Here is a 14,578-nt window from a genome sequence, read left to right as displayed (position 1 = left end):
AGGCGGGCCGTGCTCATGGCGTTCACGGTATCAGCGGACCACAAGCCCGACGAAGCGGGTGACCCGGGGCGCGGCGCGGTCGGTCACCGCCGGGGCGCGAACAGCACGTCCACGTCCAGCTTCACCGGGACGCCCGCGACCACCTCCACGTCGACCGGCCCTCCCGGCGCGGCGACGGCGATCTCGGTGTAGGCGTTCCGGTCCAGCGCGTTGCACCGGATCACCGGCAGCCCTTCCCTCGGCAGCTCCACCAGCCAGTACGCCGGGACGCCGACCGCCGCGTAGGCAGCGGCCTTCTCCAACCGGTCGATCGTGGCCGTGGACGGGGAGAGCACCTCCACCACCAGCCGGACCGTGTCGGAGGAGATGCTGGTGGCGTCCTGGGGTTCGCACACGACCAGATCCGGGATGTAGCCCATCCGACCCACCCGAACGCCGATCGCGCTGATGGCTTCCAACCCCAGCGGCTCCACCGCCGCGTCGAGGAACCGGCACAGCCGATCCGCCACCCGCTGGTGAGGGGTCGCCGGTGCCGCGCTCACGCGGAACCGGCCGTTGACGAGTTCAATGCGACGTCCTTCGCGCGGCTCAAGTGCTTCCCAGTCGTCCAAGGTGTAACCCTCGTAACGATGTGCTGTGCTGCTCATGGCCATCACCACCCACCCCTGATCGACCGGATGCCGCTGCGCCTTGAGCATGGCACGAACCGAGTCGCCCGACCGGGTGTCGCAGGTCCACCAGGGGCCGCAGCGGGGTGAATTCCACCGGTCGCGAGGACGTCATCGCACTTCCGGGTGACCGCGTTGGGCGGACCTGGTGCGGCCTTGATCGGGGCGCGCGCTTACCCTCGATGGCGTGAACATCGTGCTGCTCGTGGTGCTGGGGCTGGTGGGCGTGGCGTTCGTGGCCGTCGGCGCCCTGGGGACGCGCGGCCGACTCGGGCGCAACCGCTTCTTCGGCGTGCGGACCAAGGCGACGCTGCGCGACGACGAGGCGTTCGCGCTGGCCAACCGGATCGCCGGGGTGCCGACCCTGGTGGCCGGTGCGATCGCGCTGGCCAGCGCCGCCGCGGTGGCCGCCAACCCGGGCACCGCGCTGGTCGTGGGCCTGATCGGCCTGGTCGGCGCCCTGGTGATCGCCGCCGCCGGCGGCGTCCTGGGCCACCGCGCGGCCGACGCCATGCCGGAGCCCGCCCCCTCCGGGTGCGGCGGCTGCGCCTGCGCCGGGGCCTGCGGCGTCCTCCAGCGCGCCTGACGGCTAGTTGCGCCGCACGTCCAGCGGGAACGTGGCCAGCAGCGCGGTCGGCATCCCCTGCCGCCGCAGCACCCGGCCCCACAGGTCGGTGTTCGGCGGGGTGAGGACGTCGTCGGGCAGCCCCGGCACCACGATCCAGTCGCCGCGCTCGATCTCGCCCGCGAGCTGGTCCTCGCCCCACCCCGAGTAGCCCGCGAACACCCGCAGGCCGCGCACCCTGGCGACCAGGGCGTCCGGGTCGGAGTCCAGGTCGATCAGCGCGACCGGGCCGTGGACGTTCACCACGCCCTCGATCGACCGGTGGTCCTCGCCCGTGCGCAGCGCGGCCAGGCACAACGCGGTCTTCTGCTCGACCGGGCCGCCGATGTAGACGGCCCGGGGCCGGCTCACGTGCGGGCCCCAGGCCGGCAGGACGTCGTGCACGGCGACCTCGCTGGGCCGGTTGAGCACCACGCCCAGCGTGCCCTCGCCCCGGTGGTCGATGACGTAGACCACCGTGCGGCGGAAGTTCGAGTCGGTCAGGCTCGGTGCCGCGACCAGCAGGGAACCCGGTTCGACTTCGGCGTCAGGTCGCACGGGGACATGATCCCAGACGGCGCACGTCACACCGGGAGCGGAACATCCGGGCTACCGTGTCCGTTGTACCGACCGCCAGGCGCCATCGAGTCCCCCGGGCCCAACACAAACCGCCTTCGCGGAATACCGTCCGGCTGGAGCCGCGAAGCGCAACCCGCCGAGAGGCGACCGGGCGCCTGGCGCCACGGAGGCCGGACCCACTGCGGGTCCGGCCTCCGTGGCAGCTGGGCATAGGCTCGTCGGGTGAACACCGCCGGGACGGCCACGGCACAGCACCACCTCGGCATCCGGAGGCTCCTCGCGACAGCGGGCTTCCGCAGGCTGTTCGCCTCCCGGCTGGCGGCGCAGTGGGGCGACGGGCTGTTCCAGGCGGGCCTGGCCGGCGCGGTGCTGTTCAACCCGGAGCGGCACGCCGACCCGCTCGCGGTCGCGGCCGGCTTCGCCGTGCTGCTGCTGCCGTACTCGGTCGTCGGGCCGTTCGCGGGCGCGCTACTGGACCGGTGGGACCGCCGCCGGGTCCTGGTCGCCGCCAACCTCGTCCGCGCCGTGTTCATCCTGCTCACCGCCGCCGCCGTCGGGGCCGGCCTGGACGGCGTCCCGCTGTACGCGGCGGCGCTGTTCGTCACGGGCGTGAGCCGGTTCGCGGGCTCGGGCCTGTCCGCCTCGCTGCCGCACGTCGTCGGGCCGGACCACCTGGTCGAGGCCAACGCGTTCGCCACCACCGCCGGCGCGCTCACCGCCGTGGTCGGCGCGGGCTGCGCGGTCGGGCTGCGGGAGGTGCTGGGCTCCGGGGACGGCGGCTCGGCGGGCACCACGGCGTTCGCCGTCGTCGGGTCGCTGGTCGCCGCGTTCCTGGCGTCCCGGTTCGCCCGGGGCGCGCTCGGCCCGGACGAGGTGGACGAGCCCAGCCGCACCCTCACCGCCGTGGCGCGCGGCCTGCTGGACGGCGGCCGGGCCGCGTGGCGGACGCCGAGCGTGGCCGCCGCGCTGCTGGCGCTGCTGGCGCACCGGGCCGCGTTCGGGGCGTCGCTGCTGATCACGCTGCTGCTGATGCGCCACACGTTCACCGACGTCGGGCCGTTCAAGGCGGGTCTGGCCGGGCTCGGCGAGGTCGCCGTCGCGGGCGGCGCGGGCATCCTGCTCGCCGGCCTGCTCACGGACCGGGTCGTGGACGTGCTCGGCCGCCGGGGCGCGGTGTGCGGAGCGCTCGGCCTGGCCGCCGCCGCCCAGCTCGGCCTGGGCCTGCCGATGCTGCTGCCGACCACCCTGGCCGCGTCGTTCGTCCTGACCTTCGCGGGCCAGGTGGTCAAGCTGTGCGTGGACGCGGCCGTGCAGGGCGACATCGGCGACGAGGTCCGAGGCCGCGTGTTCGCCCTCTACGACACCCTGTTCAACGCCACCCAGGTGGCGGCCGTGACCACCGCCGCCGCCGTGGTGCCCCTGGACGGCCGCTCACCGGGCCTGATCATCACGGCGTCCGCGGCCTACCTGGTGGGCATAGCCGCCTACCTGCTCCTGGCCCCCAGACCCCACCGCCCCTGACCCTCACCGGTACCGCCCCTCGCGAGGCTCACCAGTACCGCGCCCCCCGCGAGGCCGCGTCGGTAGGTCGAGCCTGATTCCCCTCCAACCGAGCCGAAGGCCCGATTGGAGGGGAATCAGGCTCGAACTGCCGACCAAAGGCGGCCGAGCCCGCCGCGACGGAGTCGCGGCCATCGGACACAGACCCGATTGGAGGGGAATCAGGCTCGAACTGCCGACCAAAGGCGGCCGAGCCCGCCGCGACGGAGTCGCGGCAATCCAGCACAGGCACCGGCAGCCGGATCAGCCCCGTCTCGTGGGCGAACACCACCGCCGCCATCCGGTCCCGCAGGTCGAGCACCCGCAGGATCTCCGCCACGACCGACTCGACCTCCCACCGGCTCACCGCGAGCACGCACGCGATCTCGTGGTCGGCCAGCCCCCTGGCCAGGCACCGCAGCACGGCGCGCTGCCGGTCGTCCAGCGCGGACAGCCGCCGCGCCGGACCACTCCCTTCGCCGGACAGTCCCCAGGCGTTCATGCGACACCACCCCCAGTGTGCGTTCAGCGCACACAGTCATGGTCTCGCAACCGGCTGTCACTCGGCTAACGGGAAGCGGGTGATTCCGCCGGCACATCGCGGCGCCGCGGGGTCACGCCGGCGGCTCGATGCCCTCCGACCGCGCCCACGCGAACAGCTCCGCCACCGCTTCGTCGTGCTCCAGCGGCCCCCGGTCCAGGCGCAGCTCCTTGAGGAACTTCCACGCCCGGCCGACCTGCGGGCCGGGCGGCAGGCCGAGCAGCCGCATGATCTCGTTGCCGTCGAGGTCGGGCCGCACGCGCCGCAGGTCCTCCTCGGCGGCGATCCGCTCGATCCGGCGCTCCAGCTCGTCGTAGGTGCGCTGCAGCGCGTTGGCCTTGCGCTTGTTGCGCGTGGTGCAGTCGGCCCGCACGAGCTTGTGCAGGCGGGGCAGCAGGTGGCCCGCGTCGGTCACGTACCGGCGGACCGCCGAGTCCGTCCACCCCCCGGAGCCGTAGCCGTGGAACCGCAGGTGGAGGTACACGAGCTGGGCGACGTCCTCCACGACCTCCTTCGAGTACCGCAACGCCCGCAAGCGCTTGCGGACCATCTTCGCGCCGACCACCTCGTGGTGGTGGAACGAGACGCCGCCGCCCTCCTCGAACCGCCGGGTGTCGGGCTTGCCGATGTCGTGCAGCAGCGCGGCGATCCGGAGCACCAGGTCGGGGCCGCCCTCCTCCAGGTCGACGGCCTGCTCCAGCACCACCAGCGAGTGGTGGAACACGTCCTTGTGCTGGTGGTGCTCGTCGATCTCCAGCTTCATCGCGGGCAGCTCGGGCAGCACGACGTCCGCCAGCCCGGTCGACACCATCAGCTCGACGCCGGCGCGCGGGCAGGAGCCGGTGAGCAGCTTGGACAGCTCGACCTGGACCCGCTCGGGGGTGATCCGGGCCAGCTCGCCCGCCATGTCCGCCATCGCCTCCACCACGCGCGGCGCGGGCGTGAAGCCCAGCTGCGACACGAACCGGGTCGCGCGCAGCATCCGCAGCGGGTCGTCGGAGAACGACTCCTGCGGCGTCGCCGGCGTGTCCAGCACCTTCGCCGCCAGCGCGGCCCGCCCGCCGGTCGGGTCCACCAGCACCCGCTCCACCAGGTCGAACGCCATCGCGTTCACGGTGAAGTCGCGCCGCGCGAGGTCGCCCTCGACGGTGTCGCCGAAGGTCACCTCGGGGTTGCGGGTCACCCCGTCGTAGGAGTCCGCGCGGAAGGTGGTGATCTCCACCGTCTGCCCGCGCTTGGTCGCGCCGACCGTGCCGAACGCGATGCCGGTGTCCCAGACCGCGTCCGCCCACCCGGCCAGCAGCGCCTGCACGGCGGGCGGGCGGGCGTCGGTGGTGAAGTCGAGGTCGCCGGACAGCCGCCCCAGCAGGGCGTCGCGGACGCTGCCCCCGACCAGGTAGAGCCGGTGGCCGGCCGCGGCGAACCGCCGCGCCAGCTCGTCGGCCACGGGGAAGGCGCTCAGCAACTCGACCACGTCGGTGGGAACGTCGGATCCGGACACGAGGAGCCAGCGTACTGGTCCGCGGGCTGTGGCAACTCCCACACTTTTCCGGCCGCCCGGCCCACCGGCCGGTTGATCACCGTCGGCGACCTGCCGGGCACGGCCCGTCACCGCTGCTCGGCACTACCATCAGGTCATGCCCCACTCGTCCGGTCGCTCCGGCGGTCCCAAGCCGAGGCGCCGGAACCGGCGCCGGGGCCGCCGGCTGAAGACCGTCGACGAGACCTCGGCGGGCGGGTTGGTGCTGGACACCCGCCACCGGGCCGCCGCGATCATCGGGCGGTTGGACCGGCGTGGCAGGCTGCTCTGGTCACTGCCCAAGGGCCACATCGAGGCCGGCGAGACCGCGGAACAGACCGCGGTGCGCGAGGTCGCGGAGGAGACCGGTATTCATAGCAGGGTGCTGCGGCCCCTCGGTTCGATCGACTACTGGTTCGTCGCCGAGGACCGCCGGGTGCACAAGACCGTCCACCACTTCCTCCTCGAAGCGCTGGGCGGCGAGCTTTCCGACGAAGACGTGGAGGTCACCGAGGTGGCGTGGGTGCCCCTTGGCGAACTGGACGAACGGCTCGCCTACGCGGACGAGCGGCGCCTCGTGCGCCGCGCCGTCGAACTCCTTGCCGAATCAGACCCGGCCGGTTCCGACCTGGCCGACGCCAACGTGGACGGAGCGGAGTAGGCGTGAAACGGCTGCTGTCCGCGCTCGCGGCGGCTGGGTTCCTGCTCGCCGGCACACCGGCGTCGGCGGCTCCCGCCGACGGCGGCCGGATCCCGGTCAAGCCGGCGCCCGCCACCCAGGTGTGGGCGACCCGACCGGCGTCCCTCCAACCCGGCAGCAACGCCCAGCCGCTGCTGCGGCTGGACATCGAGGAGCTGGCGCCGCGGGTGGTCACCGCCGGCGCGGACTCGGTCACCATCACCGGCAAGGTCGTCAACGTCGGCGACCGCGACATCTTCGACATCGACCTGCGCCTGGAGCGCGGCGAGGCGCTGACCGACGAGGAGGCCCTGCGGGGCGCGCTGCGCGAGCCGGCCGACGCGGGGGTCCGGCAGCCCTGGTTCACCCGGATCGTCGACGAGCTGCGGGTGGGCCAGAGCAGGCCGTTCGCCCTGACCGTGCCGGTGACCGGGACGGGCAACACGTCGCTGCGCGTCGAGCAGCCCGGCGTCTACCCCGTGCTGGCCAACATCAACGGCCGCCCCGACTACGGCGACCGCGCCCGGCTCGCCGCGCTGAGCACCCTGCTGCCGGTGCTCGCGGTGCCCGGCGGCGCGGCGCTGAGCCCGCCGGCGAACCCGGCCAAGCTCACCGTGCTGTGGCCGCTGGCCGACCGCCCCCGCATGGTGTCCGGCGGCCAGGAGCCGGTGCTCACCGACGACGAGCTGGCGACCTCGCTGGCGCTGGGCGGGCGGCTGCACAGCCTGCTCATGGCCTACGAGTCGGCGCTGGACGGCCCGCTGAGCCCCGCCGTGTGCCTGGCCGTCGACCCGGACCTGCTGCGCACCGTGCAGGCGATGGGCAAGGGCTACCAGGTCCGCGGCCGGGGCCCGGGCAAGGGCCGCAACGACGCCGAGCTGTGGCTCGCGCGGCTCAAGCTGCTGGCGAGCGGCCGGTGCGTGGTGGCGCTGCCCGACGCCGACGCCGACCTGGTCGCGCTGTCGCGGGCCAAGCTCACCGAGCTGTCCGCGCTCGCGGGCCAGGGCGCGGAGGTCGTCCGCCAGGTGCTCGACGTGCAGGCGCTGCCCGGCCTGGCGTGGCCGGAGGACGGCGTGCTCGACCAGCAGGCGCTCAGCGACCTGGCCGCCCGCGGCGTCACGTCGCTGGTGCTCGACCAGTCCGCCGTCGCCGGCACGCCCGGCACCGGCCCGGTGCGGCTGGACCCGCCGGCGGGCAAGCCGCTCACCGCGGTCCGGATCGACGGCATGGTGTCCGACGCGCTGCGCGGCCCGGCCGCCGGCCGCACGGTGACCGGCATCACCACCCCCGCCGAGACGCGCCCGGTGTCGGTGCAGAACGCGCTGGCCGCGCTCGCCTTCCGCACCGGCTTCCAGGGCAACGGGCAGAACGTGGTGATCAGCCCGCCGCGGCGCTGGAACGCGCCCACGGGCGAGGTCAACACGTTCCTGCAGATCACCAAGTCGCTGGTCGCCGGCGGGTTCGCCACGACGGTCGGGGTCGAGGCGCTGCTGGGCGCGGCGCCGCCCGAGCAGGTCGCGGCGCTGAGCTACCCGGTCGAGGCGGGCGCGCAGGAGGTGCCGCCCGCGGTGACCGCCGAAGTGGGGCGGTCCTGGCAGGAGCTGGGGCGGCTGGCCGAGTCGATGAGCCAGGAGGACGCCCTCGCCACCAAGCCCGCGGACCTGGTGTCGCCGCTGCGGCTGAGCCTGCTGCGGGCGGTGTCCGGCGCGTGGCGGGGCGACGAGGCGGGCGCGCGCGCCGCGCTGGCCATCGCCGAGGAGCAGCTCGCGGCGCTGCGCGGCCAGGTCACGGTCAGCGAGCCGAACAGCCCGATCCTGCTCGCGTCCGGCGACAGCCCCATCCCGGTGACCATCCGCAACCGGCTGGACGTGCGGATCACCGTGCGGGTCGTGGTCGAGGACACCCCCGGCATCGTCGCCCAGCAGCTCGGCGACCAGGTGCTGCCCGCGCGCGGCGACCGGCAGCTCACCGTGCCGGTGGACGTGCTGCGGTCCGGGCGGTTCCCGGTGCACGTCCGGCTGACCACGCCGGACGGCGTGGAACTCGGTGAGCGGGCCCGGCTCGAGGTGTCCTCCTCGGCGTACGGGACCATCACCATCGTCATCACCGCCCTCGCCGGCGCCCTGCTGGTGCTGCTGTCCGCCCGGCGCATCTACCGGCGGGCGCGCGCTTCGCGGGCCGCCGCGGCGGCGGTGCCGAACGACGCCTCGGGCGTCACACCGGAGAAGTCGAGCACGAGTTGAGCGGAACAACCAAGGTGGTCGAACAGCCGAAGCCCCCGTCGGTGGCGCGGGCCTCCGGCTCGATGGCCATCGCCACCGTCGTCAGCCGGGCCTCCGGCCTGCTCTCGAAGCTGCTGCTGGTCACGCTGGTCGGCACGACCGTCCTCAACGACTCGTACCAGGTCGCGACGACGCTGCCGACGATGATCAACGAGCTGCTGCTCGGCGGCGTGCTCACGTCGGTGGCGATCCCGCTGCTGGTGCGCGCCGAGAAGGAGGACGACGACGGCGGTGAGTCCTACGCGCAGTGGTTGGTCACCATGTCGGTCACGCTGCTCGGCGTGGGCACGGTGGTCGCCGTCGTGTGCGCGCCGCTGCTCACCTCGCTGTTCATCGGCAACGCGACCGAGGCCAACCCGGAGCTGGTGACGGCGTTCGCCTACCTCGTGCTGCCGGGCATCGTCTTCTACGGCCTGTCGGCGATGCTGGGCGCGATCCTCAACACGCGCCACGTGTTCGGCCTGCCCACCTGGGCGCCGGTGCTGAACAACCTCGTGGTGATCGTGGTCCTGGTCGTGTACTGGCTGGTGCCGGGCGAGATCTCGCTCGACCCGGTGCGGATGGGCGAGCCGAAGCTGCTGGTGCTGGGCCTGGGCACGATGCTGGGCGTCGGCGTGCAGGCGGCGGTGATGGTCCCGGCGATGCGGCGGACGGGCTTCCGGTTCCGCTGGCGGTGGGGCTGGGACCGGCGGCTGGCCGAGTTCGGCGGGCTGGCGTTCTGGGTGCTGCTGTACGTGGCGCTCGGGTTCGCGAGCATGGTGGTGCTGACCCGCGTCACGGCCTACGACCACGGCGCGATCACCGTCTACAACTACCAGTGGCTCGTCGCCCAGGTGCCCTACGGCGTGCTGGGCGTGTCGCTGCTGACGGCGCTGATGCCGAAGATGTCCCGCGCGGCGGCGGCGAACGACACCGGCGCGCTGGTCGGCGACCTCGCGTTCGGCAACCGGATGTCGTCCATCCTGCTGATGCCGTTCAGCGCGCTGATGACCGTGGCCGGCGTGGCGATCGGCCTCGCGGTGTTCTCGTGGGGCGAGTCCGGGGTCGAGGGCGGCGAGCGCATCGGCACCGCGCTGGCGCTGTCGGCCTTCGGCCTGGTGCCCTACGCGATCACGCTGCTGCAGCTGCGGGTGTTCTACGCGCTGAAGGACGCCCGGACGCCGACGCTCGTCCAGGCGGTCATCGTCGCGGTCCGGATCGCGCTGCTGTACGCGGTCCTCGCGTTCTCGCCGCCGGACAAGATCGCCGTCGGCGTGTCGATCGCCATGTCGCTGAGCTTCGTCGTCGGCGCCCTGATCGGGCAGCTGTGGCTGCGGATCCGGTTGGGGCGGCTGCGCACGGGGTACACGGCGTGGACGATCTGCCTCACCGTGGTGGCCTCGGCCATCGGTTTCGCGGTCGCGGCCGGGGCGTCCCGGCTCGCCGTCCACCTGATCGGGACCGACGGCCCGGTCGCCACGGCCTGGGTGGAGATGGTGGTGCTCACGGTCGTGGGCCTGCCGCTGAGTTTCGTGATGATGGCCGTGTTCCGCGTACCCGAGGTGAAGCCGGTGATGAACAAGATCAGCCGTCTGGTGCGACGCCGATGAGCGCGCCCGCGGAGCGGATTCCCGTACGCTCGGGCGCGTGAGCGGCGGCCCGATCCAGAACACCTCGCTGGTGCCCGGCGGGGTCATCGGCGACGGCCGCTACCGGCTGCTCGCGCGGTCCGGCGTCGACCGGCGCTGCGACGCCCACCTGTGGCGCGCGCGCGACGGGCAGCTCAACCGCGACGTGGCGCTGACGGTCCTGGTCGGCAACCCGGCCGACCCGGCGGCGCTGACGCGGGCCAAGCGGACCGTCGAGCGGGCGATGCACGCGGCCAGCTTCACGCACCCCGGCGTGGCCCGGGTGATCGACGTGCTGACGCCGGGCTCGGGGATCAGGTTCGAGGAGGGCATCCTCGGCATGGTCGTCGCCGAGTGGACCCAGGGCACGGACCTGATGGACCTGGTCGCCGAGGGCCCGCTGCCGGCGGGCGCGGCGACCCGGCTGCTGGAGCCGCTGGGCGCGGCCATCGAGGGCGCGCACCACGCGGGCCTGGTGCTGGGCGCCGACCACCCGCTGCGCATCCGGGTCACGTCCGACGGCAGGCTGCGGCTGGCCTTCCCGGGCCCCCGGCCGGACGCGATCGCGCGCGACGACGTCAAGGGCCTGGGCGCGATCCTCTACCTGCTGCTGACCGGGCGGTGGGCGCTGCCCGGCGGCCCGCCGGACGTGCCGGTGGCGCCGACGGGGCCGGACGGCGCGGTGGTCGCGCCGAGCGCGCTGCACCCGCACGTGCCGCACGAGCTGTCGTCGGTGGCGGTGCGCTCGCTGGAGGACACCAGCGTCGGCGGCATCCGGACCTCGGCGGCGATCCTGCAGGTGCTCGACCGGATCGCCGAGTCCGAGGCGCAGACGGCGCTGATCAAGCCGGTGACCGAGGCGGCCGACGACGGCGCGGTGTGGACGACGCAGCGGCCGGAGAGCGGCCGGGGCCACCGGCGCAAGCTGATGATCAGCGTGGCGGTGCTGGCGGTCGCGACGCTGGCCGTCGTCGCCTGGCTGGGCGTGCAGATCGTGAGCTTCTTCAGCGACGAGCCGACCAAGGGCGGCGGTCCGACGGTGGTCATCGGCCAGTCCAGCCAACCGGCGGCCTCCGGCCAGCCCGCGCCGCCCGCGACCGCGCCGGCGGGTCCGGTGCAGCCGGCGCAGGTCGGCGTCTACGACGTGACGAACCAGCCGGACAACGCCAACCGGGCGAGCCGGGCGGTCGACAACGACCCGACGACGGTCTGGCAGACGGAGAACTACTTCCAGCCGTTCCCGGCGCTCAAGCCGGGCATCGGGCTGATGGCGTCCTTCGCCGAGCCGGTGAAGCTGGCGTCGATCACCGTCACGTCGCCGAGCGAGGGCACCGTCGTGGAGGTGCGGGTGGCCGCCTCGGACGGCGCGCCGCTGGAGGAGACGAAGGTCGTCGCGACCGCGACCCTGACGGGCGGGCAGACGCAGATCCAGCTGGACGACCACGAGCCGACCGGGCACGTCCTCGTCTGGGTGACGAAGCTGGCGGGCGGCGAGCGGAACAACAAGTCGGAGATCGCCGAACTGGTCTACACGCGGGCGCAGTAGCGGGGCCGTCCCGGGGGAGTGGCCGAGGGGTGACCGGGGGCTGCCCGGAAGCGACCCGCAGGCGGCCCGAAGTCGGTCCGGGGGAGTGGCGGCCCGCGCCGGACGGTGGCGGACCGTGCCTGCTCATAGCCTGAACGGGTGATCGGCGTATCCCTGGCCGGTGCCGATACCCTCTCACCGTGACCGCCGCAGCCAGCTCGGACGCAGACCTCATCGCGGCTCATGCCGCGGGCGACCCGCACGCGTTCTCGGAGTTGGTGAAACGGCACCGGGACCGGTTGTGGGCGGTGGCGCTCCGGACGCTGCGCGATCCCGAAGAGGCGGCGGACGCCCTGCAGGAGGCGTTCATCTCCGCCTTCCGGGCCGCCGGGAGCTTCCGCGCCGAGTCGCAGGTGACCACCTGGCTGCACCGAATAGTGGTCAACGCCTGCCTGGACCGGATGCGCAGGCGGCAGACCCGGCCCACCGTGCCGCTGCCGGAGGCCGGGCCGGGCGAGCCGGTCGCGCCGCGCGACGCGATGGCCGAGCGGGAGACGCGGCTGGTCGTCCAGGACGCGCTGGCGGAGCTGCCGGAGGAGCAGCGGGCGCCCATCGTGCTGGTCGACGTGGAGGGCTACTCGGTCGCCGAGACGGCCGCGCTGCTGGGGATCGCCGAGGGCACGGTGAAGTCGCGGTGCGCCCGCGGTCGCGCGAAGCTGGCCAAGATTCTGGGTCACCTCCGGAACCGGAGTGCAGATGCGAACGTCCCAGTGACCGATGTGCAGGTGCAACAGGGACGTCAGTTGGAGGAACGATGACCGGCAATGCGCGGCGCTCCGGGCCGCCGTGGTCCGTCGACCTGCTGGCGGAACTGCACGCGGGCGCGTTGGACCCGCGGACCGAGGCCGAGCTGCGGGAGGTCGTCGCGAACGACCCCGAGGCCCGGCAGGTCCTGGCCGCGCTCGACGCCACGCTGGAGGACCTGCGGGGACTGCCCCCGATCCCGATGCCGCGCGAGGTCGCGGACCGGATCGACGCGGCCCTCGCGGAGGAGGCCCGGCCCGCCGCGCCCGTGGTCGACCTCGCCGCCCGGCGCCGGCGCAAGCACCTGGGCTGGGGCGCGGGGCTGCTCGCCGCCGCGGCCGTCGCGGTCGGCGTGGTGGTCGTGTCGACGCAGCCGGACACCAGGTCGGCCCCCGGTGACGACCAGGCGCTGCCGACCCCCGGCGACACGCCGGTCACCGCGCCGCGGCTCGCCGTGAAGGGCAACGACTTCGGACCGGTCTTCGGCGACGTGCTCAAGGCGCAGAACTACGGCCCGCTGGAGAACCAGGACAAGCTGGCGGGCTGCCTGAGGGGCGGGGACATCGTCGGCTCCAAGCCGCTGGGCGTCAGCCCGATCGCGCTGGACGACCGCGACGCGGTGATGGCGATCCTGCCCGGCGGCCGGCCCGGTGCGTTCCAGATCGTCGTGCTCGACCCCGAGACGTGTGGTCCCGATAACCCGAACGGCGTACTGGCGAAGAGCAACATCACCCCGGAGTAGCCCACCTCACCCGAAGGCCGTGGAATCACGGCATCCTACGATCCGTTGAAGGCAGTGCAGGCCCATGCCTGTCACGACTAACGGAGGTCGAGGGTGTCGGACGTTCGGAACCTGATCATCGTGGGATCGGGGCCCGCCGGTTACACCGCGGCGGTCTACGCGGCGCGTGCCCAGCTCGAACCCCTGGTGTTCGAGGGCTCGCAGTACGGCGGCGCGCTCATGACCACGACCGAAGTCGAGAACTACCCCGGCTTCCGCGACGGGATCAACGGTCCCGAGCTGATGGAGCAGATGCGGGAGCAGGCCAAGCGCTTCGGCGCCGAGCTGCGCGCCGAGGACGTGGAAGAGGTCGAGCTGGAGGGCGACGTCAAGTACGTCACCGCCAACGGCTCCCGCTACGCCGCCAAGGCCGTGGTCCTCGCCATGGGCGCGGCGCCGCGCTACCTGCACGTCCCCGGCGAGCAGGAGCTGCTGGGCCGCGGCGTGTCGGCCTGCGCGACCTGCGACGGCTTCTTCTTCCGCGACCAGGACATCGCGGTGGTCGGCGGCGGCGACTCGGCGATGGAGGAGGCCACCTTCCTGACCCGCTTCGCCCGTTCGGTGACGATCATCCACCGACGGGAGGACTTCCGTGCCTCCCGGATCATGCTGGAGCGCGCCCGCGCCAACGAGAAGATCAAGTGGCTGCTCAACGCCGAGGTCGTCGAGATCGCCGGCGAGGGCACCATGTCCGGCCTCAAGACCCGCGACACCCGCACCGGTGAGGTCACCGACCACCCGTTCACCGGCTTCTTCGTCTCCATCGGCCACGACCCGCGCAGCGAGCTGGTGCGCGGTCAGGTCGACGTGGACGACCTGGGCTACGTCAAGGTCAAGGGGCAGAGCACCTACACGAACGTGGCCGGCGTCTTCGCCGCCGGCGACCTGGTGGACCACACCTACCGGCAGGCGATCACCGCCGCCGGCTCGGGCTGCTCCGCCGCGATCGACGCCGAGCGCTGGCTGGCAGAGCACGGCACCGCGGAAGCCGCGGTGACCGCTGAGCACGTCGGCGGCGGCTACGGCGAGCCCGTGACCACCAGCTGAAGAACCTTTCGACAGAGGAGAACAACATGGCAGGCGCCACCATGCCGGTGACGAAGTCCACCTTCACCGACAACGTGCTGCTCAGCGAGAAGCCCGTCCTGGTCCAGTTCTGGGCGACCTGGTGCGGCCCGTGCAAGATGGTCTCCCCGGTCCTGGAGGAGATCGCGGCCGAGAACACCGACAAGATCAAGATCGTTAAGGTGGACATCGACGCCGAGCCGTCGGTCGCCCGCGACTACCAGATCATGTCGGTGCCGACCATGATCCTGTTCCAGGGCGGCAAGCCGGTGAAGCAGATCGTCGGCGCCAAGCCGAAGGCGGCTCTGCTCAACGACCTGGCCGGCGTCCTCGGCTGACCCACCCGGCTGAACGAGCCGAATCGTGGCCCGTCCGTCAAACTAAA

The 14,578-nt window shown here is 73.3% G+C and carries 14 protein-coding genes; 10 read left to right on the top strand and 4 right to left on the bottom strand.

Translation table 11 applies throughout. The features are described from left to right. Positions 1-83: 83 nt before the first annotated feature. Entirely contained in the window at positions 84-647 is a 564-nt protein-coding gene (locus tag JOE68_RS15250; RefSeq protein WP_204843008.1) for a Uma2 family endonuclease, read from the bottom strand. Positions 648-855: 208 nt separating this feature from the next. Here JOE68_RS15250 and JOE68_RS15245 point away from each other — a divergent pair, with 208 nt between their 5' ends. Continuing rightward, positions 856-1,254 carry an SdpI family protein gene (locus JOE68_RS15245; protein ID WP_204843007.1) on the top strand — a complete coding sequence of 133 codons (399 nt, stop codon included), beginning with the start codon at positions 856-858 and terminating at the stop codon, positions 1,252-1,254. A gap of 3 nt (positions 1,255-1,257) precedes the next feature. On the opposite strand, the gene JOE68_RS15240 is transcribed toward JOE68_RS15245, so the two are convergent. Then, positions 1,258-1,830 (bottom strand): YqgE/AlgH family protein, encoded by a 573-nt coding sequence (locus tag JOE68_RS15240; protein WP_204843006.1) that lies wholly within the window; start codon positions 1,828-1,830, stop codon positions 1,258-1,260. Between the two features lie 243 nt (positions 1,831-2,073). Between JOE68_RS15240 and JOE68_RS15235 the strand changes: the two genes are divergently transcribed. Beyond that, positions 2,074-3,372, top strand: a complete 1,299-nt coding sequence (locus JOE68_RS15235; protein WP_204843005.1) for an MFS transporter — start codon at positions 2,074-2,076, stop codon at positions 3,370-3,372. Between the two features lie 28 nt (positions 3,373-3,400). Here the strand turns inward: JOE68_RS15235 and JOE68_RS15230 are convergent, their stop codons facing one another. Both JOE68_RS15230 and JOE68_RS15225 read right to left on the bottom strand, forming a co-directional pair. Continuing rightward, a complete protein-coding gene (locus JOE68_RS15230; RefSeq protein WP_204843004.1) occupies positions 3,401-3,892 on the bottom strand; it encodes a response regulator transcription factor in 492 nt (163 codons plus the stop codon). Between the two features lie 112 nt (positions 3,893-4,004). Then, positions 4,005-5,432, bottom strand: a complete 1,428-nt coding sequence (locus tag JOE68_RS15225) for a CCA tRNA nucleotidyltransferase (protein ID WP_204843003.1) — start codon at positions 5,430-5,432, stop codon at positions 4,005-4,007. A gap of 136 nt (positions 5,433-5,568) precedes the next feature. On the opposite strand from JOE68_RS15225, the gene JOE68_RS15220 reads away from it, so the two are divergent. The 8 genes from JOE68_RS15220 (at position 5,569) to trxA (ending at position 14,531) form a co-directional block, all read left to right on the top strand. After that, positions 5,569-6,111, top strand: a complete 543-nt coding sequence (locus JOE68_RS15220) for an NUDIX hydrolase (protein WP_204843002.1) — start codon at positions 5,569-5,571, stop codon at positions 6,109-6,111. A 2-nt stretch (positions 6,112-6,113) separates the two neighbouring features. Then, positions 6,114-8,372, top strand: a complete 2,259-nt coding sequence (locus JOE68_RS15215; RefSeq protein WP_204843001.1) for a DUF6049 family protein — start codon at positions 6,114-6,116, stop codon at positions 8,370-8,372. Further along, complete coding sequence (murJ, locus tag JOE68_RS15210) at positions 8,369-10,000, top strand: murein biosynthesis integral membrane protein MurJ (RefSeq protein WP_204843000.1); 1,632 nt, start codon at positions 8,369-8,371, stop codon at positions 9,998-10,000. Before JOE68_RS15215 ends, murJ begins: the two co-directional genes overlap by 4 nt. 37 nt (positions 10,001-10,037) lie before the next feature. Continuing rightward, entirely contained in the window at positions 10,038-11,564 is a 1,527-nt protein-coding gene (locus JOE68_RS15205; RefSeq protein ID WP_204842999.1) for a protein kinase family protein, read from the top strand. A 179-nt stretch (positions 11,565-11,743) separates the two neighbouring features. Continuing rightward, positions 11,744-12,361, top strand: coding sequence for an RNA polymerase sigma factor SigM (gene sigM / locus JOE68_RS15200; RefSeq protein ID WP_204842998.1), 618 nt, complete (start codon positions 11,744-11,746; stop codon positions 12,359-12,361). Next, the gene (locus tag JOE68_RS15195; protein ID WP_204842997.1) at positions 12,358-13,089 is read left to right on the top strand and encodes an RsmA family anti-sigma factor; all 732 of its coding nucleotides are present in this window, start codon (positions 12,358-12,360) and stop codon (positions 13,087-13,089) included. Before sigM ends, JOE68_RS15195 begins: the two co-directional genes overlap by 4 nt. A gap of 93 nt (positions 13,090-13,182) precedes the next feature. Further along, positions 13,183-14,175 (top strand): thioredoxin-disulfide reductase, encoded by a 993-nt coding sequence (gene trxB, locus JOE68_RS15190; RefSeq protein WP_204842996.1) that lies wholly within the window; start codon positions 13,183-13,185, stop codon positions 14,173-14,175. 26 nt (positions 14,176-14,201) lie between these two features. Next, entirely contained in the window at positions 14,202-14,531 is a 330-nt protein-coding gene (gene trxA, locus JOE68_RS15185) for a thioredoxin (protein WP_204842995.1), read from the top strand. The last annotated feature ends 47 nt before the right edge of the window (positions 14,532-14,578 follow it).

Source organism: Saccharothrix algeriensis (assembly GCF_016907655.1).
GTDB classification, from domain to species: Bacteria; Actinomycetota; Actinomycetes; order Mycobacteriales; family Pseudonocardiaceae; genus Actinosynnema; species Actinosynnema algeriense.
This window is presented reverse-complemented; position numbering and strand designations above follow the sequence as displayed.